The sequence below is a fragment of the Brevibacillus sp. FSL K6-6036 genome, assembly GCF_037964015.1.
Lineage (GTDB): Bacteria > Bacillota > Bacilli > Brevibacillales > Brevibacillaceae > Brevibacillus > Brevibacillus borstelensis.
In genome coordinates this window covers 3,577,683-3,598,063 of sequence record NZ_CP150173.1, presented here as the reverse complement: position 1 = coordinate 3,598,063, position 20,381 = coordinate 3,577,683, and the positions used below count along the sequence as shown (strand labels likewise).

The 20,381-nt window shown below is 53.3% G+C and carries 20 protein-coding genes; 11 read left to right on the top strand and 9 right to left on the bottom strand.

What is annotated here, in order from left to right; genetic code table 11:
• Nucleotides 1-89: 89 nt before the first annotated feature.
• Nucleotides 90-410 carry a helix-turn-helix domain-containing protein gene (locus NST37_RS18165; RefSeq protein WP_024982871.1) on the bottom strand — a complete coding sequence of 107 codons (321 nt, stop codon included), beginning with the start codon at nt 408-410 and terminating at the stop codon, nt 90-92.
• A 231-nt stretch (nt 411-641) separates the two neighbouring features.
• On the opposite strand from NST37_RS18165, the gene NST37_RS18160 reads away from it, so the two are divergent.
• Nucleotides 642-1,754, top strand: coding sequence for a YheC/YheD family protein (locus NST37_RS18160; RefSeq protein ID WP_003389159.1), 1,113 nt, complete (start codon nt 642-644; stop codon nt 1,752-1,754).
• On the opposite strand, the gene NST37_RS18155 is transcribed toward NST37_RS18160, so the two are convergent.
• Nucleotides 1,705-2,283: a trypsin-like peptidase domain-containing protein gene (locus NST37_RS18155; RefSeq protein WP_003389160.1), complete on the bottom strand. Its 579-nt coding sequence runs from the start codon at nt 2,281-2,283 to the stop codon at nt 1,705-1,707. The genes NST37_RS18160 and NST37_RS18155 overlap by 50 nt on opposite strands.
• A gap of 276 nt (nt 2,284-2,559) precedes the next feature.
• Between NST37_RS18155 and NST37_RS18150 the strand changes: the two genes are divergently transcribed.
• Nucleotides 2,560-3,096, top strand: a complete 537-nt coding sequence (locus NST37_RS18150; RefSeq protein WP_003389161.1) for a PadR family transcriptional regulator — start codon at nt 2,560-2,562, stop codon at nt 3,094-3,096.
• Nucleotides 3,097-3,193: 97 nt separating this feature from the next.
• Here the strand turns inward: NST37_RS18150 and NST37_RS18145 are convergent, their stop codons facing one another.
• Nucleotides 3,194-4,306 (bottom strand): aminopeptidase, encoded by a 1,113-nt coding sequence (locus NST37_RS18145; protein WP_003389162.1) that lies wholly within the window; start codon nt 4,304-4,306, stop codon nt 3,194-3,196.
• A gap of 224 nt (nt 4,307-4,530) precedes the next feature.
• Entirely contained in the window at nt 4,531-4,626 is a 96-nt protein-coding gene (locus NST37_RS18140) for a YjcZ family sporulation protein (RefSeq protein WP_024982869.1), read from the bottom strand.
• A 173-nt stretch (nt 4,627-4,799) separates the two neighbouring features.
• Between NST37_RS18140 and NST37_RS18135 the strand changes: the two genes are divergently transcribed.
• The 3 genes from NST37_RS18135 to ytxJ all read left to right on the top strand — a co-directional run bounded on the left by NST37_RS18135 (nt 4,800) and on the right by ytxJ (nt 6,242).
• Nucleotides 4,800-5,036, top strand: coding sequence for a hypothetical protein (locus NST37_RS18135; RefSeq protein ID WP_003389164.1), 237 nt, complete (start codon nt 4,800-4,802; stop codon nt 5,034-5,036).
• Between the two features lie 289 nt (nt 5,037-5,325).
• Nucleotides 5,326-5,724 (top strand): hypothetical protein, encoded by a 399-nt coding sequence (locus NST37_RS18130; RefSeq protein WP_024982868.1) that lies wholly within the window; start codon nt 5,326-5,328, stop codon nt 5,722-5,724.
• A 191-nt stretch (nt 5,725-5,915) separates the two neighbouring features.
• The gene (gene ytxJ, locus NST37_RS18125) at nt 5,916-6,242 is read left to right on the top strand and encodes a bacillithiol system redox-active protein YtxJ (protein WP_003389166.1); all 327 of its coding nucleotides are present in this window, start codon (nt 5,916-5,918) and stop codon (nt 6,240-6,242) included.
• 66 nt (nt 6,243-6,308) lie between these two features.
• Here the strand turns inward: ytxJ and NST37_RS18120 are convergent, their stop codons facing one another.
• Nucleotides 6,309-8,489: a cell division protein FtsA gene (locus NST37_RS18120; protein WP_339185629.1), complete on the bottom strand. Its 2,181-nt coding sequence runs from the start codon at nt 8,487-8,489 to the stop codon at nt 6,309-6,311.
• 261 nt (nt 8,490-8,750) lie between these two features.
• Between NST37_RS18120 and NST37_RS18115 the strand changes: the two genes are divergently transcribed.
• The 5 genes from NST37_RS18115 (at nt 8,751) to NST37_RS18095 (ending at nt 12,732) form a co-directional block, all read left to right on the top strand.
• A complete protein-coding gene (locus tag NST37_RS18115) occupies nt 8,751-9,848 on the top strand; it encodes a bifunctional 3-deoxy-7-phosphoheptulonate synthase/chorismate mutase (RefSeq protein ID WP_031933116.1) in 1,098 nt (365 codons plus the stop codon).
• Between the two features lie 154 nt (nt 9,849-10,002).
• Nucleotides 10,003-10,242, top strand: coding sequence for a DUF3951 domain-containing protein (locus tag NST37_RS18110; protein WP_003389169.1), 240 nt, complete (start codon nt 10,003-10,005; stop codon nt 10,240-10,242).
• Nucleotides 10,243-10,327: 85 nt separating this feature from the next.
• Nucleotides 10,328-10,636: a metal-sensitive transcriptional regulator gene (locus tag NST37_RS18105; RefSeq protein WP_003389170.1), complete on the top strand. Its 309-nt coding sequence runs from the start codon at nt 10,328-10,330 to the stop codon at nt 10,634-10,636.
• A 114-nt stretch (nt 10,637-10,750) separates the two neighbouring features.
• Nucleotides 10,751-11,770 carry a catabolite control protein A gene (ccpA, locus tag NST37_RS18100; protein WP_024982866.1) on the top strand — a complete coding sequence of 340 codons (1,020 nt, stop codon included), beginning with the start codon at nt 10,751-10,753 and terminating at the stop codon, nt 11,768-11,770.
• Nucleotides 11,771-11,802: 32 nt separating this feature from the next.
• Nucleotides 11,803-12,732, top strand: a complete 930-nt coding sequence (locus NST37_RS18095; RefSeq protein ID WP_024982865.1) for a 5'-methylthioadenosine/adenosylhomocysteine nucleosidase — start codon at nt 11,803-11,805, stop codon at nt 12,730-12,732.
• Nucleotides 12,733-12,825: 93 nt separating this feature from the next.
• Here the strand turns inward: NST37_RS18095 and NST37_RS18090 are convergent, their stop codons facing one another.
• From NST37_RS18090 to NST37_RS18075, 4 genes are all read right to left on the bottom strand, one after another.
• Nucleotides 12,826-13,983 (bottom strand): acetoin utilization protein AcuC, encoded by a 1,158-nt coding sequence (locus NST37_RS18090; protein ID WP_003389174.1) that lies wholly within the window; start codon nt 13,981-13,983, stop codon nt 12,826-12,828.
• Nucleotides 13,980-14,624, bottom strand: a complete 645-nt coding sequence (locus tag NST37_RS18085) for a CBS and ACT domain-containing protein (protein WP_003389175.1) — start codon at nt 14,622-14,624, stop codon at nt 13,980-13,982. The genes NST37_RS18090 and NST37_RS18085 overlap by 4 nt, the downstream gene beginning before the upstream one ends.
• Nucleotides 14,625-14,694: 70 nt before the next feature.
• Entirely contained in the window at nt 14,695-15,327 is a 633-nt protein-coding gene (locus NST37_RS18080; RefSeq protein WP_003389176.1) for a hypothetical protein, read from the bottom strand.
• Between the two features lie 86 nt (nt 15,328-15,413).
• Nucleotides 15,414-18,527, bottom strand: a complete 3,114-nt coding sequence (locus tag NST37_RS18075; protein WP_339185628.1) for a transglycosylase domain-containing protein — start codon at nt 18,525-18,527, stop codon at nt 15,414-15,416.
• Nucleotides 18,528-18,982: 455 nt separating this feature from the next.
• Between NST37_RS18075 and tyrS the strand changes: the two genes are divergently transcribed.
• Nucleotides 18,983-20,263, top strand: coding sequence for a tyrosine--tRNA ligase (gene tyrS, locus NST37_RS18070; RefSeq protein ID WP_003389179.1), 1,281 nt, complete (start codon nt 18,983-18,985; stop codon nt 20,261-20,263).
• The last annotated feature ends 118 nt before the right edge of the window (nt 20,264-20,381 follow it).

Genomic DNA, 20,381 nt, shown 5'->3' with positions numbered 1-20,381 from the left:
GACAGCTGAAAGTTTTTGCCGGGGAAAATAAAAAGCCCGCTGCGATTCGTGACGAAAACGCAGCAGGCGAGAGGGATCTGTTGGGGAGGCTACATCCACTTTTGCCCCCATTCGTGAATGGAGTCGATCACTGGCCGAAGATCCTTCCCCTTGTCGGTCAGCTCGTACTCGATACGGACGGGTATTTCCGGATACACTTTGCGTTCCAGAATGCCCTGCTCCTCCAATTCCTTCAATCGCTCGGAAAGCATTTTATCGCTCATGTGCGGAACCATTTCCCGGATATCCTTGAATCGGACAGCCCCGCGCAACAGCACGTTGATAATCAAACCGGTCCATCTCTTACCGAGAATATTGATAGCTCCTTCGTATTTGGGGCACGTCTGTTCATTCCCAAATTCTTGACCCACGATGGTGTCACCTCTGTGGTACATCTTGTTTTCCTCTTTATTGTAGCATATCAACTTGAATAAAGTAAGTAACACAATGAGACTTGGTGCCTATATTGTTTTGTCCAGAGTGTCCGGACTTATGCAAGCGCTGGCGATAAAAAGGGCGATGGCCCGTTTCCAGCCCATGGGTCTCCACTTTTTTCATTTCAACATAGACTATTCGAGAACATAGACGGAGGGTGGGTCTTGATGTCAAAAAAACCGGTAATCGGTATTCTTACGTGGAGAGAAGGGAAACGGTTTGGCGAGCCGGGGTACTTGCGAAGGCTGGTGACGGCAGGAAAGCGAATGGGGGCAGAGACGTTCCTGTTTTCCCATCAGGATGTGAATACGGCTGAGAAAAAGATCAGGGGATTCGTTCCGGCAAAGGGAGGCGGGTGGGAAAGCCGCCTGTTTCCGTGGCCAGAGGTCGTCATTGACCGGTACCGAAAAAGGGAAGACGCGTACATGCGGCTGCGTCATGGCGGGGTGTTTCAGTTTGCCAACAGTCCGTTTGGAAAGAAATGGAGGGTGACTGAGCTTTTGGCCAAAGACGATCGGGTCAAAAGATGGATTCCCGAGACGTACGTGTACGCGAAAGGAAAAGTAAAGGCGATGCTGGACCGCTATCCGATCGTCTATGTAAAACCGGGCAATGGGACAGGGGGACGCAGCATCGTCAAGATCTCGCAGGCAGGGAAACACTTCCTCATTCAGGGGAGAGATCGCCGGCTGCAAAGACGGAAGGCTAGCTTTGCGACCAGGGATGGCGTGGAGAGCTGGATTCAAAAGTGGGTGCGGGAGCAGCGGATTCGAGACGGGAACTTTCTCGTGCAGCAGGGGCTCGATCTTTCGCTGGTGCCGGGCCGCGTCGCTGATGTACGCCTTTTGATCCAAAAAAACAGCGCTGGAGAGTGGGAGGTGACTGGCTCTGGAGTACGCCTCGGGGAGACGGGCAGCTCCATTTCCAATCTGCACGGAGGGGGGAAGGCCATTTCATTCCAGTCGTTCGTGGGCAAGCGGTTCGGTCCGGAGCGGACAAAGCTTATCCAGCAGGAGTGCCACCGGATGGCCCACGAGATAGCGTCTGTCCTGGAGGAAAAATTTGGGCGGATGATGGAGTTTGGTCTGGACGTAGGGGTGGATGTAGCCGGAAGAGTCTGGTTGATCGAAGTAAACCCCAAGCCGGGCCGGGAAATCTTCAGGCAGATGGGGGATACGCGCACGTATGAAGAAGCGATCGCCCGCCCCGTCTCCTTTGCGCTTCATCTGATCAACTCCGGACAGGTGCAGACGAAAGGCGGTCGAAAAACGGGGGCTTGAAGAGGCGGGAGCCAAACCCGGAACGAAGCGGTGGAGACCCCCCATGACGGTTTGCCGCTATAGCAACAGGCGGTGAACCAATGCTGATGACCCATTCACCTACTTTTGTCTCCGAAGAGTCACCGAGCCGCAATGGATGCAGCTTGCAATCCGCATCAATCTTGATCACAGCATAATCGCGGACGCGATCAGCCAGTACCCGCTTCGCCTCAAAGACACGCCCATTGTATAGTTTGACAAGGATGGTGCGCGATTTTCCGATGACGTGTTCGCTGGTCAGGATATACCCTTTGGGATGAAAGAGAAAGCCGGAACCGTAACTCCGCTCGGAAGCAAAGGGCGGATCATCGGAGACCAGACTGCGAATCAGGTCTTCTACGTTGTTGGTCTGATGATTATCTTCTGTGACGATGGAAACAACGCCGTCCCTTACCCGTTCGATAATGGGAACGAAGAAGTTGAAGGGGTGCAAACTGTTGCTCGCGGGGTATTTGGCTCTGGCATAGTTGTTCCACTTTTTACTTTTCACGTCTCTCTCCCCCTAAAGCAGATAGGTATGTATCATCTTATGGCGAGTGCGGAGGTATGGGACGCCCAAATATAATCAGTGGGATATATCAATATTTTTAATTGATATAATAAAGAATTAGCATTGGTATATTTATAAAGGAACGCTTATAATTAGGTAAAGAATATTTCGAACAATACAAGCGATTTCGCAATATACGGAAACCTTCCGTTTCCAGAATTGACGATTTCGCGGCGGAAACATGGAGATGCTTAGGGTATTGGAGGATGTAGAGAGATGGACGTAAAAACAATCATACTCGGTTTTCTGAATTATGGTGAAATGAGCGGCTATGACATAAAGCAGGCTTTTTCAAGCAGCATCGGCTTTTTCTACGATGCCAGCTTCGGCGCGATCTATCCGGCTCTGCGCAAGCTGGAGGAAGAGGGCTATGTGACCAAGCAGGAAATCATTCAATCGGGCAAGCCGAACAAGATTTTGTACCGGATTACAGAAGCGGGCAAGGCGACATTCAACCAGGAGATTCAGTCTGCAATTTTGCCGCCCGTTCTTCGTTCCGATATGCTGGTAAAAATTTTCTTCGGAAACAGCCGCACCGAGGCAGAGCAGAAAGAGCTGATGGAGAGCTGTCTGGAGCTTCAGCATAACATGCTGAAGCAAAGCCGGGACTCGTACGCGAAATTGCAGGACACTTTTGACGATTATCAAAAGTTTTGTTGGGAATATACGATTCATCACCTGGAAATGACGATTTCTTTCCTGGAAGAAAAAATGCCGGCTCTATTGAAAAAGGAGCATGCGTACATGGCTTAAAAGCCAGGAACCCAAGTGAAGGACCCCCAATGATGCGTGCTCAGAACAAATAAAAAAAGCGAAAGGGCCGTATAGACGCCTTTCGCTTTTTCGTGTTTTATTTCAGGTTTTCCGGATTGAGGCACTCCAGCTCAGGTACGACAAAACGGCCGTCCTTGCGAATCAGGCGGTCATCAAACCAGATTTCACCGCCACCCCACTCAGGGCGTTGGATGCAGACCAGATCCCAGTGAATGGAGGACTTGTTGCCGTTAAACGCTTCGTCATAGGCTTGACCCGGCGTAAAGTGGAAGCTGCCGTCGATTTTTTCGTCAAACAGGATGTCCTTCATCGGATTTTGGATATAAGGATTGACGCCAATGGCAAATTCCCCGATGAAACGGGCGCCCTCGTCTGTGTCGAATACTTCGTTGATCTTTTTCGTATCGTTGGCGGTCGCTTCGACGATTTTGCCATCCTTGAAGGTCAGCTTGATATTGTCGTATGTAAAGCCTTGGTAAGGAGACGGCGTATTGTAGGAGATGACGCCGTTGACAGAGTCGCGAACAGGTGCGGTAAACACTTCCCCGTCCGGAATATTGGCTTCCCCGGCGCATTTGATCGCAGGAATGCCTTTGATGGAAAAGCTCAGATCGGTGCCAGGACCTACGATGCGGACCTTGTCGGTTTTCTCCATCAGTTCGACGAGGCTGTCCATCGCCTTATCCATTTTTCCGTAATCCAGCGTGCAGACATCGAAATAGAAATCTTCAAAGGCTGCCGTGCTCATGTTGGCCAACTGGGCCATCGAAGCGTTCGGGTAGCGGAGGACGACCCATTTTGTTTCAGGAACACGCACATCCAGTACCGGGCGCGTGTGCAGTCTGGAACTCAACTGGATCTTGTCGCCGGGAACATCAGCGTATTCATTGATGTTGTCGCCGCCGCGAATGCCGATGTAGACGTCCATCTTCTTCATGAAGGACACGTCAGCCTCGCGCATGATTTCCAGTTGCTTTTCATTGGTGTGAAGAAGCAGTTCACGCTGAATCGTAGGATCGATCAGCTGTACGAAAGGATTGCCTCCTGCTGCATACACTTCCCTGATGACGGCGCGAGTCAGTTCGGAAACAGAACCGACGGCATAGATGAGAACGTTTTCACCGCTTTGTACGCGGGTCGAGTAATTGACCAGAACATTGGCCAGTTTTTCCAAACGGGGATCTTTCATGGGTGAGTGTACCTCGCTTTCAGTAGCGTTCATACAGTATTGTAACATGAGAAAATCTGGCTTTGCCAGAAACCGCTATGCAAGCGATAAAAAATTTTTTTCTTACTCGTGAAGAAAAGAAAAAAGCTACCCGTCGACAGGGCAGCATGCGTATGAAACGCGCTATTCAGGATCCGGTCCTAATATATATGCAATCATTGGCCCTTATGTTCCACTAGTGCTGATTAATTGTCACAAGAGCAGCCGACAATTACCAACAGGATAAACAGGATCAACACCAGAGTGAAGTCGTCAAGGTTGCCGTTAAAGATGCTACTCATTAAACATCCTCCTTTGTTTGTTAAGCGTCAGTGCTTACATCCATAACATATGGGTTTTCGCACAATGCCGTAACAAGGGCAAACGCCCATTTTTCCGAAGTATATTATTCTGAAAACATGGAAAAGCTAGAGGATACGAAAGTACGACGCGAAACGAAAGGATGGCATTTGTCATGCGCAAAGCCTTGTCCGGCATGGACCATTATTTTTTGGAACCCGTTTTGATCAACGTGGGAGAAGACTTCAAATCGATTGTGTGGAAAGCGCAATACGATATGGATTTTAATACGGAGTGTCTGTTCTGTTTTTCCGAAAAGATTACCGGGTACCGGGTCGAAGATGAAGCAGGACGCTCCGGAAAAGTCGCAGTCTGTCCCCATTGCGAAAAAGTGAACGCCATTTACGCTTGAGTAATCCAGGTAACTTTTCCCGCTGCCGCTAAGAAAAAAGGGGGAAAGGTTTAGCCGGGGGGACCATGCTCGCAGAAGGGCATGGCGAAATGGCGGCAACAACAGGTTTCATCGAAGATCCGGGAGCATCAGCCCCTGATCGGGCAAAAGCGATGTCTCTTACAGGGGCATCGCTTTTGCTTGTGTCTGCCACTCTATCCACCATGTACCACCCCTGTTTTAGCAGGATTGAACCCTGTTAAATCGAATACGTAAGGGAGCATACATAAGGCAGGATAGAGGTGAACACATGCACAAGAAATGCAGCCGCTGTGGGAGAGACATGGAGATCATGCTGCGAAATGTCGTGTACCGGAAAAGGGTCAAAATCTTGAATGTACCGGTGCAAGTCTGTCAGAATGATCACTGCTCCCATTCCCAGGTCGTCGACGTAGTCAAGGAAGACCTGAAAGAATTGATGGAGAACCTGGGCCAGTATCCGGAGCGGCAGAACATCGAATTTGAAGACGTGTCAGAACTCTCTCATTTGCTGGTATTGATTGCGAACCAAGAAGAGGATGCTACGGTTCGGCAGGCTTTGGAAGAGCGGGTAAATGAACTGTTGGACCTGTTTTTGCTTGCGCAATCGCTTGGGGATCAGGAGTGGATGCGAGAGCTCCGGCAGCGTTTGACCAAAATCATGATTTGACTGTGGAGAGTTGTCCTGTTTGCTAGGACGGCTCTTTTTGTTATCGCTTCAAAATGCGGAAAGAATGCTTTTCGATACGGAAAGAATGCATCGCGATTGTGGGCTGGCGGGTGCACCGGAAGCATGGACTTCCGCATTTCTTTTCCGTATACTATGAACCACATAGGAGTGATGAGAGGAGCGATACGCCAATGTCAGTAAATCAGCTTCATTCCCTGGAGGAATTGGACCAGTTTGTGTCGGAAACAGGCAAGCGCCTGCTGTTCAAGCATAGTACGGTCTGCCCGATCAGCACGACTGCCTACGAGGAATTTCAAGCATTTTTGCGTGAACAGGACGTGCCGTCAGCGGTTATTCTCGTGCGGGAGGATCGTCCCGTATCCAATGCCGTTGCCGAGCGTTTCGCGATTACGCACGAGTCCCCGCAGATTTTTCTGCTGGAGGACGGCCAGGTCAAATGGCACACATCGCACTGGAAAATCACCAAAGCTGCGATAGCCGAAGCGATTAACGGGTAAACCAAAAACGGGTTGGCATATGGCGCCAGCCCGTTTTTCTATTCGGTCAAACGTTTCTCTCAAAAGCTATTCCCAGTACAATTCCAGTTTGTCGCCCGCCTGCAGCTCGCTATGAAAAGAAGCGGGCTCTCCGTTTATCAGCATGACGAGCCTGGTGAGGCCATCCGTCCCCGGTTTTTCCAGCGAGACGTCAACATAGCGGAAGACATCGCTGAATACGGGCGCGGCAGGCTGTGTCGCCTTTACGGTAATGATCGCACCGTCCTCTACCCGTTCGTGCTGCTCGGCAGGGCGGCCATTCATCGTAATCGACAGGGAAGAAAGCGCGATCGATACGGGAGTGCCGTTGAAGTGGACGGTCATCGACTCCTGCACCCATTCCTCCGGCGGAATGACGTCGCGGATCGCCGGCAGCTCGAGCGGCTCCTCCCGGAAGATCAGCTCATCTCCAGGTCTGACAAAGTCGCTGAGAGAAGCTGCCTTGCCGTTTATCTCCACGACTGTCTGTCGGGATGACAAGGAATACTCACGGCCGTTTACGCTGAATTGAACGGTTTCGGCGGCCGCGTCGGCAGATGCCGCAGAAAGCATGCCGGATTCGCGCAAAACCTCTTCTACCGTTCGCGGCAAACGGATGACAACCTCGCTCCGGTCAGCCAGCTCGGCGTCTAGCGGATGGGGCTGGCCATTCACCAGCGCGATTGGGCCCAAGGAAAGCGGCTGGCTGTTTACGGTCAGCTCCAGCGTATCCAGCTTGTCCATCAAATCGATCACTTGAGCCTTGGCGTCTTCTCCGTCTGATCCCGCCTCTGCCACGATCCGGTCGCCTTCCATGATCGGTGCGTCCAGACCGCTAGCCTCTCCGTTTTTCATGATGACAGGAGCGGTTCCATGCCCGCCGGGGATCATCTTCATCCGGCCGTTGACGGTCAGGGTGATCGCCATTCCCGGACGGCCATGCAGACGGCGAATATCCAGACCGGCAGCGATCAAAGCGTCACCGACGGTCATTTTCCGCAGATCGAAGATGCGGATGGGACTGTCGTTGACGGTGACGGTTACGTACTTCACCGGATGCCGCTGTGCAGCGACCGCAATCCCTACTGGCGTTACGAATTCCGGTCCGTTCAGCAGCGGATGCTCGCCGACAAATTGGCGGATGGCATCCGCTCCTCTGACCGCGACTCGCGCTGCCGGCAGCCCGAGTGCCTCTGCGACCCGTTCCGTCAGCTTGGGTGTCAGGCTGCCGCCGCCGATCAGCATCACGGCTTGCGGAGGCTTGCCGTTGAGCTCGAGGATCTTCATCGCGATTTTTCCGGCGAGATGGTTGATCTCCTTGTCGATTGCTTTTACGATCTCTTCGCTCGGCAGCGTCTGTTCAAGTCCGAGAATATCCGTGAACGTAATCATCTCGGAGCCGGTGAGGGCGCGCTTTACTTCCTCGGCCATCGGGAAGTCGAGCAGGAATGCGTTCATGAGAGCATCGGTAATTTCGTCACCGGCGACGGGCACCATCCCGTACGCGGTAATCGCTCCCTCCTCGGTCAAGGCGACGTCAGATGTGCCGGCGCCGATGTCGACAAGCGCGATGTTCAGCCTGCGCATCGTGACCGGGATGAGGACGTTGATGGCAGCGATCGGCTCCAGCGTGAGCGCCTGCATGTTTAGTCCGCAGCGGTTCAAGGCAGCCAGCAGAGAATCCACGACGACACGTGGCAAAAACGTCGCAATCACGTCTGCACTGGCTGTTTCACCGCGCTGGTCGATCAGGTTGCCGATCAATTCTCCATCCAGAAAGTAATTGACCACGCTGTACCCGACACAGTAATAGCGAGTCACGTCCTGTTCGTTCAGCTCCTGGGCCAACTGTGCCTGTGCCTCCTGTACGGCGGAAAACTCCAATGTCAGGACATCGTCACGGGCAATGGCTGCGTGACGCGACAGATGAATGTCCATCCTCACGCGCTTTGTCCGAAGCGAGCGGCCCGCCGCAGCGACAGCTACCCGCTTGAGCGGCCCGTGCTTTATTTCCAACTCTTCTTTTATTTTTCCGATGACTTTGGAAACGGCGATCACATCGTGTATTTGACCGTCCAGCATCGAGCGTTCGTCGTGCTCGCGGACGGTGCAGTCAATCACGCGAAATTGTTCTCCACAGGGTTCCACGATCAGCCCTACTACGCTGCGGGTTCCGATATCCAAAGCAAAAATCAGCTCTTCTGACGATGATTGTTCATGGTCTGACAATGGGATGTCACTCCTCTTACCGGTGGAAATTCCGGGAAATGAATGTGTATGTTATTCGACTCGAAACGGGGAGAATCCTGTCGAATCAAGGAATCTTCTTATTCCTACAAGAAAATTTTGAAAACGCTATAAAATACTTCACAATTTACTTTCGCGCTTTTTGGCGCTAAACTGCTGACAAAGGGGTTTCGATCCATTATAATAAGCCTAATTTATTTCAAAAAGCCTACAAACTAGAAGAGAAGAGGAGAGTGGAGACGAATGGCACATGATCCAATCGAAACCATGCGCAAACAGATAGACGAGATCAACCTGGAGATTCTCGCCTTAATCAACAAACGGGCAGCTCTTGTCCAAGACTTGGGGAAGGAAAAGCTGAAGCAGGGGATCAATCGTTTTGATCCGGAGCGCGAGCGCGAAATGTTGAACCTACTGGTGGAAAACAACAACGGACCTTTTACCGACAATACCATCCGTCACCTCTTCAAACAGATTTTCCAGGCTTCTCTCGACTTGCAAAAGGACGACAACAAGAAAGTCCTGCTTGTGAGCCGCAAGAAGCAGCCGGAGGACACCGTACTTACCATCAAAGGAGTAGTGTTTGGCGGAGGCGAACCGCTTCTGATCGCCGGACCGTGTTCGGTCGAAAGCTATGAGCAAGTCCGGGCTGTGGCGGAAAACCACGTCAAACGGGGACTTCGCGTATTGCGCGGCGGCGCGTTCAAGCCTCGCACATCGCCTTACGACTTCCAAGGCCTGGGCGAAGAAGGCCTGCAGATTCTCAAGCGCATCGGCGACGAATTCAACCTCGTCACCATCAGCGAGATCGTGACGCCTGCCGACCTGGAGATGGCAACCAAATACATCGACGTGATCCAGATCGGCGCCCGCAACATGCAAAACTTCGAGCTGCTGAAAGCTGTGGGACGCCTCAATCATCCGGTTTTGCTGAAGCGCGGCTTGTCTGCGACGATCGAGGAATTTATCTACGCTGCCGAGTACATCTTGTCCGAAGGCAATACCCAAGTCATGCTCTGCGAACGCGGTATTCGCACGTACGAAAAAGCGACCCGCAACACGCTGGACATCTCCGCAGTGCCGCTTTTGAAGCAGGAGACGCATCTTCCTGTTTTCGTAGACGTCACTCACTCTACCGGCCGCCGCGATCTGCTCCTCCCTACGGCCAAGGCAGGTCTCGCTGTGGGAGCAGACGGTGTCATGCTGGAAGTCCATCCTGACCCGGATGTGGCCCTCTCCGACGCCAAGCAGCAGGTCAACATTCCGCAGTTCAACGAAATCGTGGATCAATTGCTTGCTTCGGGATTATATAAGGAAGCAAAGATTGCCGTAGAAAGATAAACCGCAAGCGGATAACTGAAACTGGATGCACCAAAAGAGCTTTCCCGATTGCGGGAAAGCTCTTTTTGAAAGCCGACACGCTCGAAAGCAGCTATAATGGAAACCTCCCCGCTAAAAAAGCGTATAACTAAGAGAAACAAAGGGGGGACGAGAAATGCTTGCAATGAATGCAGCCATGATTGTTTTTACGCTTTTGATTCTCGCATCTCTCGCTATAGCCGGCTACAAGGCATTTGTCCGCAAGCAAAGCATTTCTCACAGCTACACCCCGTTTGATTATATTGCCGGCCAGACGAACGTGGAGTTTCATGAGGAAAAGGAAGAGCAGGAAGAACACGCCGGTCAGGGAGACGGCTTCGATAAAAATGAACGTTCCAGGCGGTTCCGGGTGTAGCTGGGACATCCTTTCATTTGACGAAAAACCTCGCAACCAGTAAGCTAAAACATAACAGATGGACTTCGGGGGAAGGAGCATGTTTATGAGTGAGCAGGGCCATTGCTGTTCGTCAGAGCGGTCGACGCCGCGGGCAGACAAGATCAAGGCAAATATGATCTCCCGTCTGAACAGAGTTGAGGGACAGGTTCGCGGCATTCGCGGCATGGTGGAAAAGGATGTCTACTGCGACGATATCCTCAACCAGATCGCCGCCGTTCAATCTGCGCTGAATGCCGTCGGAAAAATACTGCTGGAAGGGCACATGAAAAGCTGTGTCATGGAGCGGATCCAACAAGGCGACAACGAAGTGATCGACGAGCTTTTGAAAACGATGAATAAATTGATGAAATGACGGGGAGCCGTGTCCGGAAAACAATTGCAACCGGACACTGCTTGTCGTATCATAGGTGCATACATTTATGAAAACACTATGAAAACCATAAAATGGGGAAAGTGAGGGTGTGTGATGCCGGTAACTATCTATGACGTGGCTCGGGAAGCAGGGGTCTCCATGGCGACAGTGTCCCGAGTCGTTAACGGAAATCCGAACGTAAAACCGCTGACAAGGAAAAAGGTCTTGGCTGCCATTGAGCGCCTCGGATACCGTCCCAATGCAGTCGCACGCGGTTTGGCGAGCAAGAAGACAACTACGGTCGGTGTCATCATTCCGGATATCTCCAGTTTGTTCTTTTCCGAATTGGCACGCGGGATCGAAGACATCGCGACGATGTACAAATACAATATTATTTTGTGCAACTCTGACCAGCGCCTGGAGAAAGAGCTTCAATTGATCAACACCCTGTTGGAAAAGCAGGTGGACGGGTTGTTGTTCATGGGAGCGGAGATTAAAGAGGATCACCTGCAAGCTCTGACTTCTTCCTCCGTCCCTACGGTGCTGGCAGCTACGAGAGACGCCGACAACACGCTGCCTTCGGTCACGATCGATCACTTCCAGGCTGCTTACGATGCCACCAAGGAATTGATCGACCACGGACATGAGCGGATCGCCATGATTACCGGGCCGATGAACGACCCGCTTGGCGGCTTGATGCGCTATCAGGGCTACAAGCGTGCGCTCGAAGATGCGGGTCTGCCGGTTGATGACGCATTGGTCACGCAAGGCAATCTGTTTTATGAGTCCGGCTTGCAGGCAACAGGCCAATTCCTCACACTGGAGAAACGGCCTACGGCTGTGTTTGCGGCCAACGATGAGATGGCCATCGGAGCAATTCACGCGGCGCAGGATGCCGGCCTGAACGTTCCCGAAGACCTCGAGGTGATCGGTCACGACAACATTCGATTGGTCGAAATGGTGCGTCCTCGCCTGACCTCGGTCGTACAGCCGATGTATGATATCGGTGCCGTTGCAATGCGACTGCTCACCAAATACATGAACAACGAACAAGTCGACGAGCATGTCGTTTTGCTGCCGCACCGGATTGAGTATCGGGAAAGCACCAGGCCGCGAGTGACAGCTACGAGCTAAGGCTGCATCACAGCAGCAAGAGGAGGACAGCAATGAGAATCGGAATAATCGGCGCCATGGATGAAGAAATCGCCTTGTACATGGAGAACATGACAGGGACGACTGCTTCTGAAAAGGCGGGGATCACATATTACGAAGGCGAATGGGAAGGCAGTACAATCGTCCTGTGCAAATCAGGCGTGGGAAAAGTAAACGCTGCTGTTACCACGCAAATCCTGATCGACCAGTACAAGGTGGACAGCGTCATTTTTACCGGGGTAGCGGGCGCGCTGCATCCGGAGCTGAACATCGGCGACATTGTCGTTTCGACAGACTGTATCCAGCATGATATCGATGTGACGCCGCTCGGGTTTGCGCCAGGGCAAATTCCGTTTACGGAGAAATCCGTCTGGGAGGCAGACCCGGGCTTGATCCAGCTGGCAGTCAAAGCGGGCAAGGAGCTCGAAGCCGGTGTTCAAGTCACGACCGGCCGTATCCTCTCCGGCGACCAGTTCGTGGCCGACCGCGAAAAGGTACAGCAGCTCCATCAGCAGTTTGCTGCCCATTGCACCGAGATGGAGGGGGCTGCGGTCGGACAAGTATGCTCGATGAACGGCATTCCCTTTGTCGTCGTTCGGTCGATGTCGGATAAGGCAGATGGCTCTGCACACGTCAATTTTCCGGAGTTTACCAAGCTAGCATCCGAGCGCTCCTACTCTATGGTCCAGCGTATGCTGAGAGCGATGACACCCGCAGTCATTGTGTACTCGACGAAAAACTGCATCGACTGCGATATGGTGAAAAATTGGCTGACCGCGAAGGGAATTGCCTTTGAGGTGCGCGATGTCATGACCAGCCGGACGTTCCAGGAGGAAGTAGAACGTTTTGGCTTCATGGGAGTGCCGGTCACCGTAGTCGGGGACAAGGCAGTAAAAGGCTTCCAGCCAGCAGAGCTGGAAAAATTGGTGGACGGACGTTCATAATCGTTTCGACAGTGAAAAAACCGGTCTCTGAGAGGCCGGTTTTTTGTATATGCGAAGGTAAAATTCCTCATTATTCTTGCGATTTGGTCAAATTCAGTCTCCATCTGTGATCGGCGCGTACATTTTGGCTCTCTCCAGCGTCACCCGATTTTTCTCGGTGATTTCGGCTCGGCGGGGGATCGGCGGAAACGGGGTGTCGAACAGCCTGTCCGGAAGCTTTTCTTCACTCAGAGGTTGCCAGCGGGCAAGCCAATTAACCGGCAAAGGCCCGTCTGCAAGTGGTTGATCGCTCATCTCGCTCCACAACAAGGTCCAGGCCCTGGGAACGACCCGCCAGATATCATAGCCGCCGCCGCCGACTGCGATCCATTTTCCGTCGCAATACTCATGGGCGAGTTGATGGGCCAGACGCGGGATTTCCTGATAAATCCTCATGGAGCAGGAAAGGTGCGTAAGCGGATCGTAAGCATGGGCGTCACAGCCGTTTTGTGTCAGAATGACATCCGGTTGAAAGCCTCTGGCCAGCTTCGGAAGCAAATCCCGATAAACATCGAGGAACGAATCGTCCTCTGTAAACGCATCCAAAGGGACGTTTACCGAATAGCCGTATCCGCTTCCATCTCCGCGTTCCGTCAGGTTGCCGGTACCGGGAAACAAGTACTTTCCCGTTTCGTGAATCGAGACGGTCAGGACGTTGGGATCGTCGTAAAAAGCCCATTGCACCCCGTCGCCATGATGGGCGTCCGTGTCGATATAGAGGACGCGCGCATTCCAATGCTTGCGCATATAAGCGATTGCCACGGAGCAGTCGTTGTAGATGCAAAACCCGGAAGCCCGGCCGCGGAAAGCGTGGTGCAGACCGCCAGCGGGATTGAACGCATGCTCGGCACGGCCGGTCATGACAGCGTCTACCGCTTGCAGCGTACCGCCGACGATCCGGGCGGAAGCTTCATGCATTTGCGGAAAACAGGGAACATCCTCCGTCCCCAGACCATAGCTGGCTGCTGCAGGCAGTTCTTTGTCGCTATGTCCCTGTTCGCGAACAAAATCGATGTAGCGCCGGTCGTGCACCAGCGCCAGTTCATCATCCGTGGCCATCCGCGGAGGCAGGATATCGGCGTCAGTCAGTAAGCCATAAGCGCTCATCAGATCATGGGTCAACAGAAGACGGCGCTGGTTGAAAGGGTGTTCATCATTGAAGTAATACTGGGTGTAGTCCGGAGAGTAGATCAGACGAGCGTTGCGGCTCAATGGCTGGTCCCTCCTTCCCCGGGCGCGATGACGGTGAAGCCATGGTCGCGCAGCTTTTGGACGATCGGGCGGGGGTCAATGGTTTGAGCGCGAAAGACGAGACTTTTCTTCGCCGGCTTGGACCCGGGGAAAACGACGATGCTGGATACATTGACCTGGGCTTCCCGGAACACCTGGCTTACTTCCGCAAGCATTCCCACGCGGTCGTCCACCTCCACCTCGATGTGCGAGCTCGGCTTGTTTACGCCAAAAAGCTCGATCAAGCTGTTGAACAAATCCGATTCCGTGATGATGCCAACCAAGCGGTTTCCTTCCACGACGGGAAGCGACCCAACTTTGGATTCGTAGATCTGCACGGCCGCATCCTCGATGAAATCCAGCGGATGGGCAGTGAGGACCTGGCGCTTCATAATCTCGGAAACGGGCTTGCCAAAAATGGTCTCGTCGTCTTTTTTCGGCAACAGAATGGAAGGGAGGGCTTCCCGCAGGTCGCGGTCGGAAAGAATGCCGACGAGACGTTCCTGTTCTACTACGGGCAGGTGTCGAATCTTATTTTCACGGAGCAGCTGCAAGGCTTCGCCGATCGTGGTCGTCGGACTTGCGGTGATGACCTGTCTACGCATAATGCTTTCGATACGCATGAAAGATTATCTCTCCATTCGTAATTGAGATCAAAGCTGACAGAATCTCGTAAAGCAGTGATGCCAGGAGCTAAAATAAGAAACGATTCTGAAACCGCATGGCGTCAAAGGCAGCCACGCTCTCCGGCGGGACGCGCTTGCCGATGCGGGCCATCAAACAGTTTGCCGGATGCGAGCAGATTTCCGGATCATCCGTAGCCATCCAGACCATTCCGGCGCTGCCCATCACTTTCTCCATCACTTTACGGTACTGCCACACATCTAGGCCGGTTCCTTTCAAATCCCAATGCCAGTAGTACTCCGTCGTAATGACGATATAATCCTCCAACGCGTCATCCGAGAAAGCCACCTCCAGCAGGGCTTTGGCCACGCCTCCCGCACGGATGCTCTGGCTCACTTCAATCGCTCCGAGCTCCAGCAGATCAGGGAGCCTGGCCTGGGACCACCTCTCCATCGGGTCCGGATAGAGAAAGGTAGCATAACCGAGCACGAGATCCCCGTCCCGGACGAGTACGATGCGACCTTCAGGCAGTGCCGCGATCTCCACCAGCGCTTTGTGCTGTTCTTCCGGTATCCGAAACGCCTTCAGGCCATCGTCAAATCGCATAGCCGCCAAACGATCCGCTGGAACGGGGCCCTCCACCAGCAGGCTTTTGCCGTTTATTGCGACATGCTTGGAGTAGTATCTCTTGATGTGTTCCATTCGGTCACCTCCCGTAGTAGGAAAACAGAGATGGCAAGCAAGCTACCATCTCTGTTGTGTGTTTCTCATCTCTAGCTGTATTCAGTTTAGTTCGCTGTTACGCTGTTGGATTGTGACGATTCTCCGTAACTATTTACGGCTGTGACATAGTATGAGCCGGCCACATCTCCGGATTTGTTGATATAGCTGGTACCCGTCACCGTGTCGATCAAAAGGAATCCGCTCGCAGGATCGGGACTGTAGTACACGTTGTAGGCAATGACCTGTTCACTGCTGCGGTTTGCCTTCCATTGCAGCTTCCAACCATCGGACGAGGTGGACATCGTCAAGGATTGGGGAGCAGAGGGCGGAGCATTGGAAGGCTGCTGGCCACCATTGCCTTCGTTCGTCTCGCCGGTTGGCGGTACCTGTACATCCGGCGGAATAGCATCAGGCTGTCCGATACCGTTTGGCGGCACGGGAACCTCCCATGTACCGGCAGAGGAGTCGGCAGAAGCGATCGCAGAAGGCGATGATTCTTGTCCGCTGATATCCACAGATGTGATGTAGTACCCGTTCAAGCCGCTGCCGCCTGCGTCTGTATAGGTAACGATTGCAGGATCCTTGACGGTAGCGATCTGCACGAAGCCCACTTGCGGATCGGCCCGATAGACCCGATAGCCGAGGAGATCAGCTTCTCCGCCGGATTGCCAGCTGAGAACCGTCTGATTGCCCGATTTGGAAGCCTTGACGTTGCTCGGCGGAGCGGGCGGACCACCCGTTTCCGTCCGGGGGTCTTCTTTCTCAGGCAGCCGCTGATCCCAATCCGGCGGCTTGGCTGAAGTCTTCCTGTTCTTGTCCGTGACCTCGAGCACTTGCTTGCCGTCTGGTGCCGGGTCTGGTGAACGGAAGAAAATTCCTTCTGTCACGAAATCGTCCGGCGTCCCTTCCTTGGCCAGATAGCGGACATTGTTGTATTCAACGATTCGTGCCCGTTGATGGGCATCGTCCACTTTTGTCGGGACAAACTGGCGATTAAACAGATCGGTTATCAGATGCCCGGCTTCTTTCGACAGCTCGCTCGGCAAAAGGCCCGACTTGCTGTCTATCGTAGCGCTGACGATCCCGGCCGGTTTTTTGAAAGTGGCATCCGGCGGCGACAGCTCGGGATACTTTTCGCCGATTTCTTTAATGATTTTGCCCCAGACGACCATCGGCACGTACTTGTCCTTGTCAGGCATCGGATACGGCTCATCGTAGCCGACCCATACGCCCAAGGAGACCTCAGGGGTATACCCGACAAACCAGAGGTCATTGGAGTTGTTGGTCGTTCCCGTCTTGCCTGCTACATCTACCTTGCGCGGCACGTATTTGCGAATGTGGTTGCCCGTACCGGCATTGACGACGGTGCGGAGCGTATCGGTGACCAGGTATGCTGTTTGTTCGCTGTACACCTGCACGGGCTGGCTTTCGTGACGATAGACGATTTTGCCCTGGCTGTCCTCAATCCGGTCGATGAGGTAAGCGTCGACAAACGAACCGTGGTTGGCAAAAGTAGCATAAGCATTGGTAATTTCTTCGACGGTCAAACCGTAGCTCAGACCGCCGATAACCCCGGTGGCTGCGTAATTGTCATTTTCCACCAGTGTGGTTACGCCCATTTTTTTTACGTACTCCAGAGCGGTCGGGATTCCGACTTTCAGGTAAGTCTTGATCGCCGGGATATTCCACGATTGGCGCAGCGCTTCTCTGGCGCTTACCACGCCCTGGTATTTGTTGTTCCAGTTCATGGGCATGTGCGATCCGTTGCGCCCGTCAGCGAGGACGAGCGGCGAGTCGTCGATCGGTGATCCAGGCTGCAGGATTCCCAGCTCAAAGGCGGGGGCATAGGCAGCCAAAGGCTTCATCGCCGACCCCGGTTGACGCGGAGCAGTCGCGTGATTGGTCTGCTCTACCTTGAAGTCGCGCCCCCCGATCATCCCCAGAATGGCGCCGGTTTTGTTGTGGATGAGCATTGCACCCACTTCTTCCAGCGCGTTTTCAATCTTTTCTGTCTTCCCGTTGGAACGGCGGATGGTGTAGGTCCGGTTTTGGCCGAAATTTTTCGGATCGGCTGCGATTTGCTGCATGAACTTGTATACATCCTTGTGAATCGTGGTATATACCTTGTAGCCCCGTGTCAGGATGTCGCGCCGTTTTTCTTCGACCAACTGGCGGTATTCATTGCGGCCGACTGTTTCCTTGTCGCGCCCTTTTTCTTTCAGATCGGCATCCACCAGTGCCCGTGCTGCGCGTTCCTCGATGTCCATCATCAGGAACGGGACCTCCCTGTAGGCCTGCTTTGTGGGCGCGGCCAGGCGGGGAGTGAGATCAGTCTTGAGGGCCTCGTCGAACTGTGCCTGTGTTATGTAGCCGTTCTCCTGCATGCGCTCGAGCACCATTTTCTGGCGGTCCTTGCCGCGCTGGTATCCTTCGCTCGTAAACGGTGTATACATCCCGGGGTTTTGAATCATTCCCGCCAGGTAAGAGGCCTCTGCCAAATCGAGGTCCTTCACATCCTTGTTGAAAATCCCTTTGGCAGCTGCCTGAACGCCGTAAACAACAGAGCCGTTCACGTTTTTGCCGAGATAGATTTCATTCAGGTAGGCTTCCAGAATCTGATCCTTGGAAAACATGCGCTCGATGCGGATCGCGGTGAAGATTTCGCGAACCTTCCGGGAATGGCTTACTTCCTGGGAGAGGATCGTGTTTTTGACCAGCTGTTGGGTGAGCGTGCTGCCTCCGGTTACGACCGGCTGGTTGGTAAAGTCCTGATAGGCTCCCCGCAGCGTGGATTGCAAGACCACTCCTTTGTGGTGAAAGAAATTTTTGTCTTCCGTCGCAATGACCGCATTGATCAGATGAGGCGATACTTCCGACTTTTTCACCAAACGCCGGTCGCCCTCGGCTGCACGGAGCGGACCGATCAGCGTACCGTCATTGTAGTAGGCAAAGCCGGTCAAATAGTTGGTGAAAATTTTCTCGGCCAACTCTGCTTTGCTGCGTACAGGCTCGTCCTTCACAAGGGCGGCAACGTAGCCTGCCAGAATTCCTCCTGCCAAAACGCCACCCATGAGTCCTAAGAGAAACAGGCCCGAGACGATCAGCGTCACCATTCGTCTGCGGCCTCGTCGGCGTTTTTTCTTTGTCGATTCAGAGGAAGAAGTGTGGTTGTTCGACATGATCTACGACCCCCTAGCATCCTGATTATACCATAGGAGGAACCGCGAGGATAGCAGGTCTGAGTTGACACCGTCGGGGCGTTATGCCAAAATAGCCTTATAATTTTTTGCGAGTAAAATGCAAAACAGCGTCGAACGGCGACAGTAGCAAGTGACAAGCGGATGAAAGGGAAAGTGGCATGGATCAGCCGGACGAAAGTGGCGGAGGATTCGGGCCGATTCCTGCAGAGAGCTGGTGGTCGGTGAAAATCAGCCCCTTGCACGTTGCGAATTACACGTCGGGAGCTTGCCGGTTATGCCGGACGGTGCAGGCCGTTATCCTGTATTCGAGCGGAAAAAATGAGCATTCTTCATTTTTTCAACTAGGGTGGTACCGCGGGTTCAATCTCGTCCCTATTTTGGGGCGGGATTTTTTTGTTTTTCACAAACTTATTTGAATAGGAGCTGTAACAGTGATGAGCAGTGAGCAAATCAATCAAACCAACGAAAAATTCACGCTGACGGAAGCGCAAAAGCAAGAGGTGGAGCGTCAGTTGGCGATCATTCGCCGCGGCGCGATGGAGATCATCCCGGAGGAGGACCTGCGCCGCAAGCTGGAGCGTTTCGTCGTTACGGGCCAGCCGCTGAAGGTGAAGCTCGGGCTCGATCCGTCCGCCCCTGACATTCACGTGGGCCATACGGTTGTCCTGCAAAAAATGCGCCAGTTCCAGGAGCTGGGCCATACGATCCAGCTCGTGATCGGCGACTTTACCGGCCGGATTGGCGACCCCACCGGAAAATCCGAGACCCGCAAACCGCTCACCGAGGAACAAGTAAAGGAAAACGCGAGAAGCTATGTGGAGCAATTCGGAAAGGTGCTCGATGCCAGCCGTGTCGAGGTCAACTACAATTCCAGCTGGCTGGCTCCGCTGACATTCTCCGAGGTTGTGGAACTGGCAGCCAAGACGACGGTTGCCCGCATGCTGGAGCGGGATGATTTTGAAAAACGGTACAAAAGTGAACAGCCGATTTCCCTGCATGAATTTTTTTACCCGCTGATGCAGGGATACGATTCCGTAGCGCTTCAAAGCGACGTCGAGCTGGGCGGTACGGACCAGAAGTTCAACCTTTTGATGGGACGCAACCTGCAAAAGGAATACGGTCAGGAACAGCAAGTGATTCTGACGATGCCGCTCCTTGAGGGCCTGGACGGCGTGCAAAAAATGTCCAAAAGCTTGGGGAACTACATCGGCGTCAACGAACCGGCCAACGAAATATACGGGAAAGCGATGTCTGTGCCGGATGAGCTCATGCTTCGCTACTACGAGCTGGCTACGGACATGAGCAATGAGGATCTGGAGGCGCTCCGGGCAGGGCTGGCAGACGGCAGCGTTCACCCGCGCGATGCGAAAATGAATCTCGCCAAGACCTTTGTCCGGATGTACCACGGAGAGGAAGCGGCGGAAGCGGCGGAGAACTACTTCAAAACCGTATTCCAGCAGCGGGCGCTGCCGACGGACATTCCGGAAGTAAAACTGGACGCAGCCGCGTATGAAAATGGCGAAGCGGGTATCGTCAACCTCGTCTTTGATCTCGGACTGGCAGACTCCAAAGGGGAGGCACGCCGGATGGTTCAGCAAGGAGCTGTCAAAATCAACGAGGAAAAAGTGGCGGACATCAACGCCAGTGTGAAGCTTGCAGACGAGATGGTCGTTCAGGTCGGCAAGCGGAAGTTTGCCAAAGTGAAGCTGGGGTAGTTGAAGCGTATCGTAGAATGGTTAGAGAGCTCCTGCGTTGTATTCCAAAGCACAGCGCCGGGGCTTTTTTCTTCGGGTCAGCTAAAACGAGGAATCGGCAAGGTCGCCGTGGAAGAGA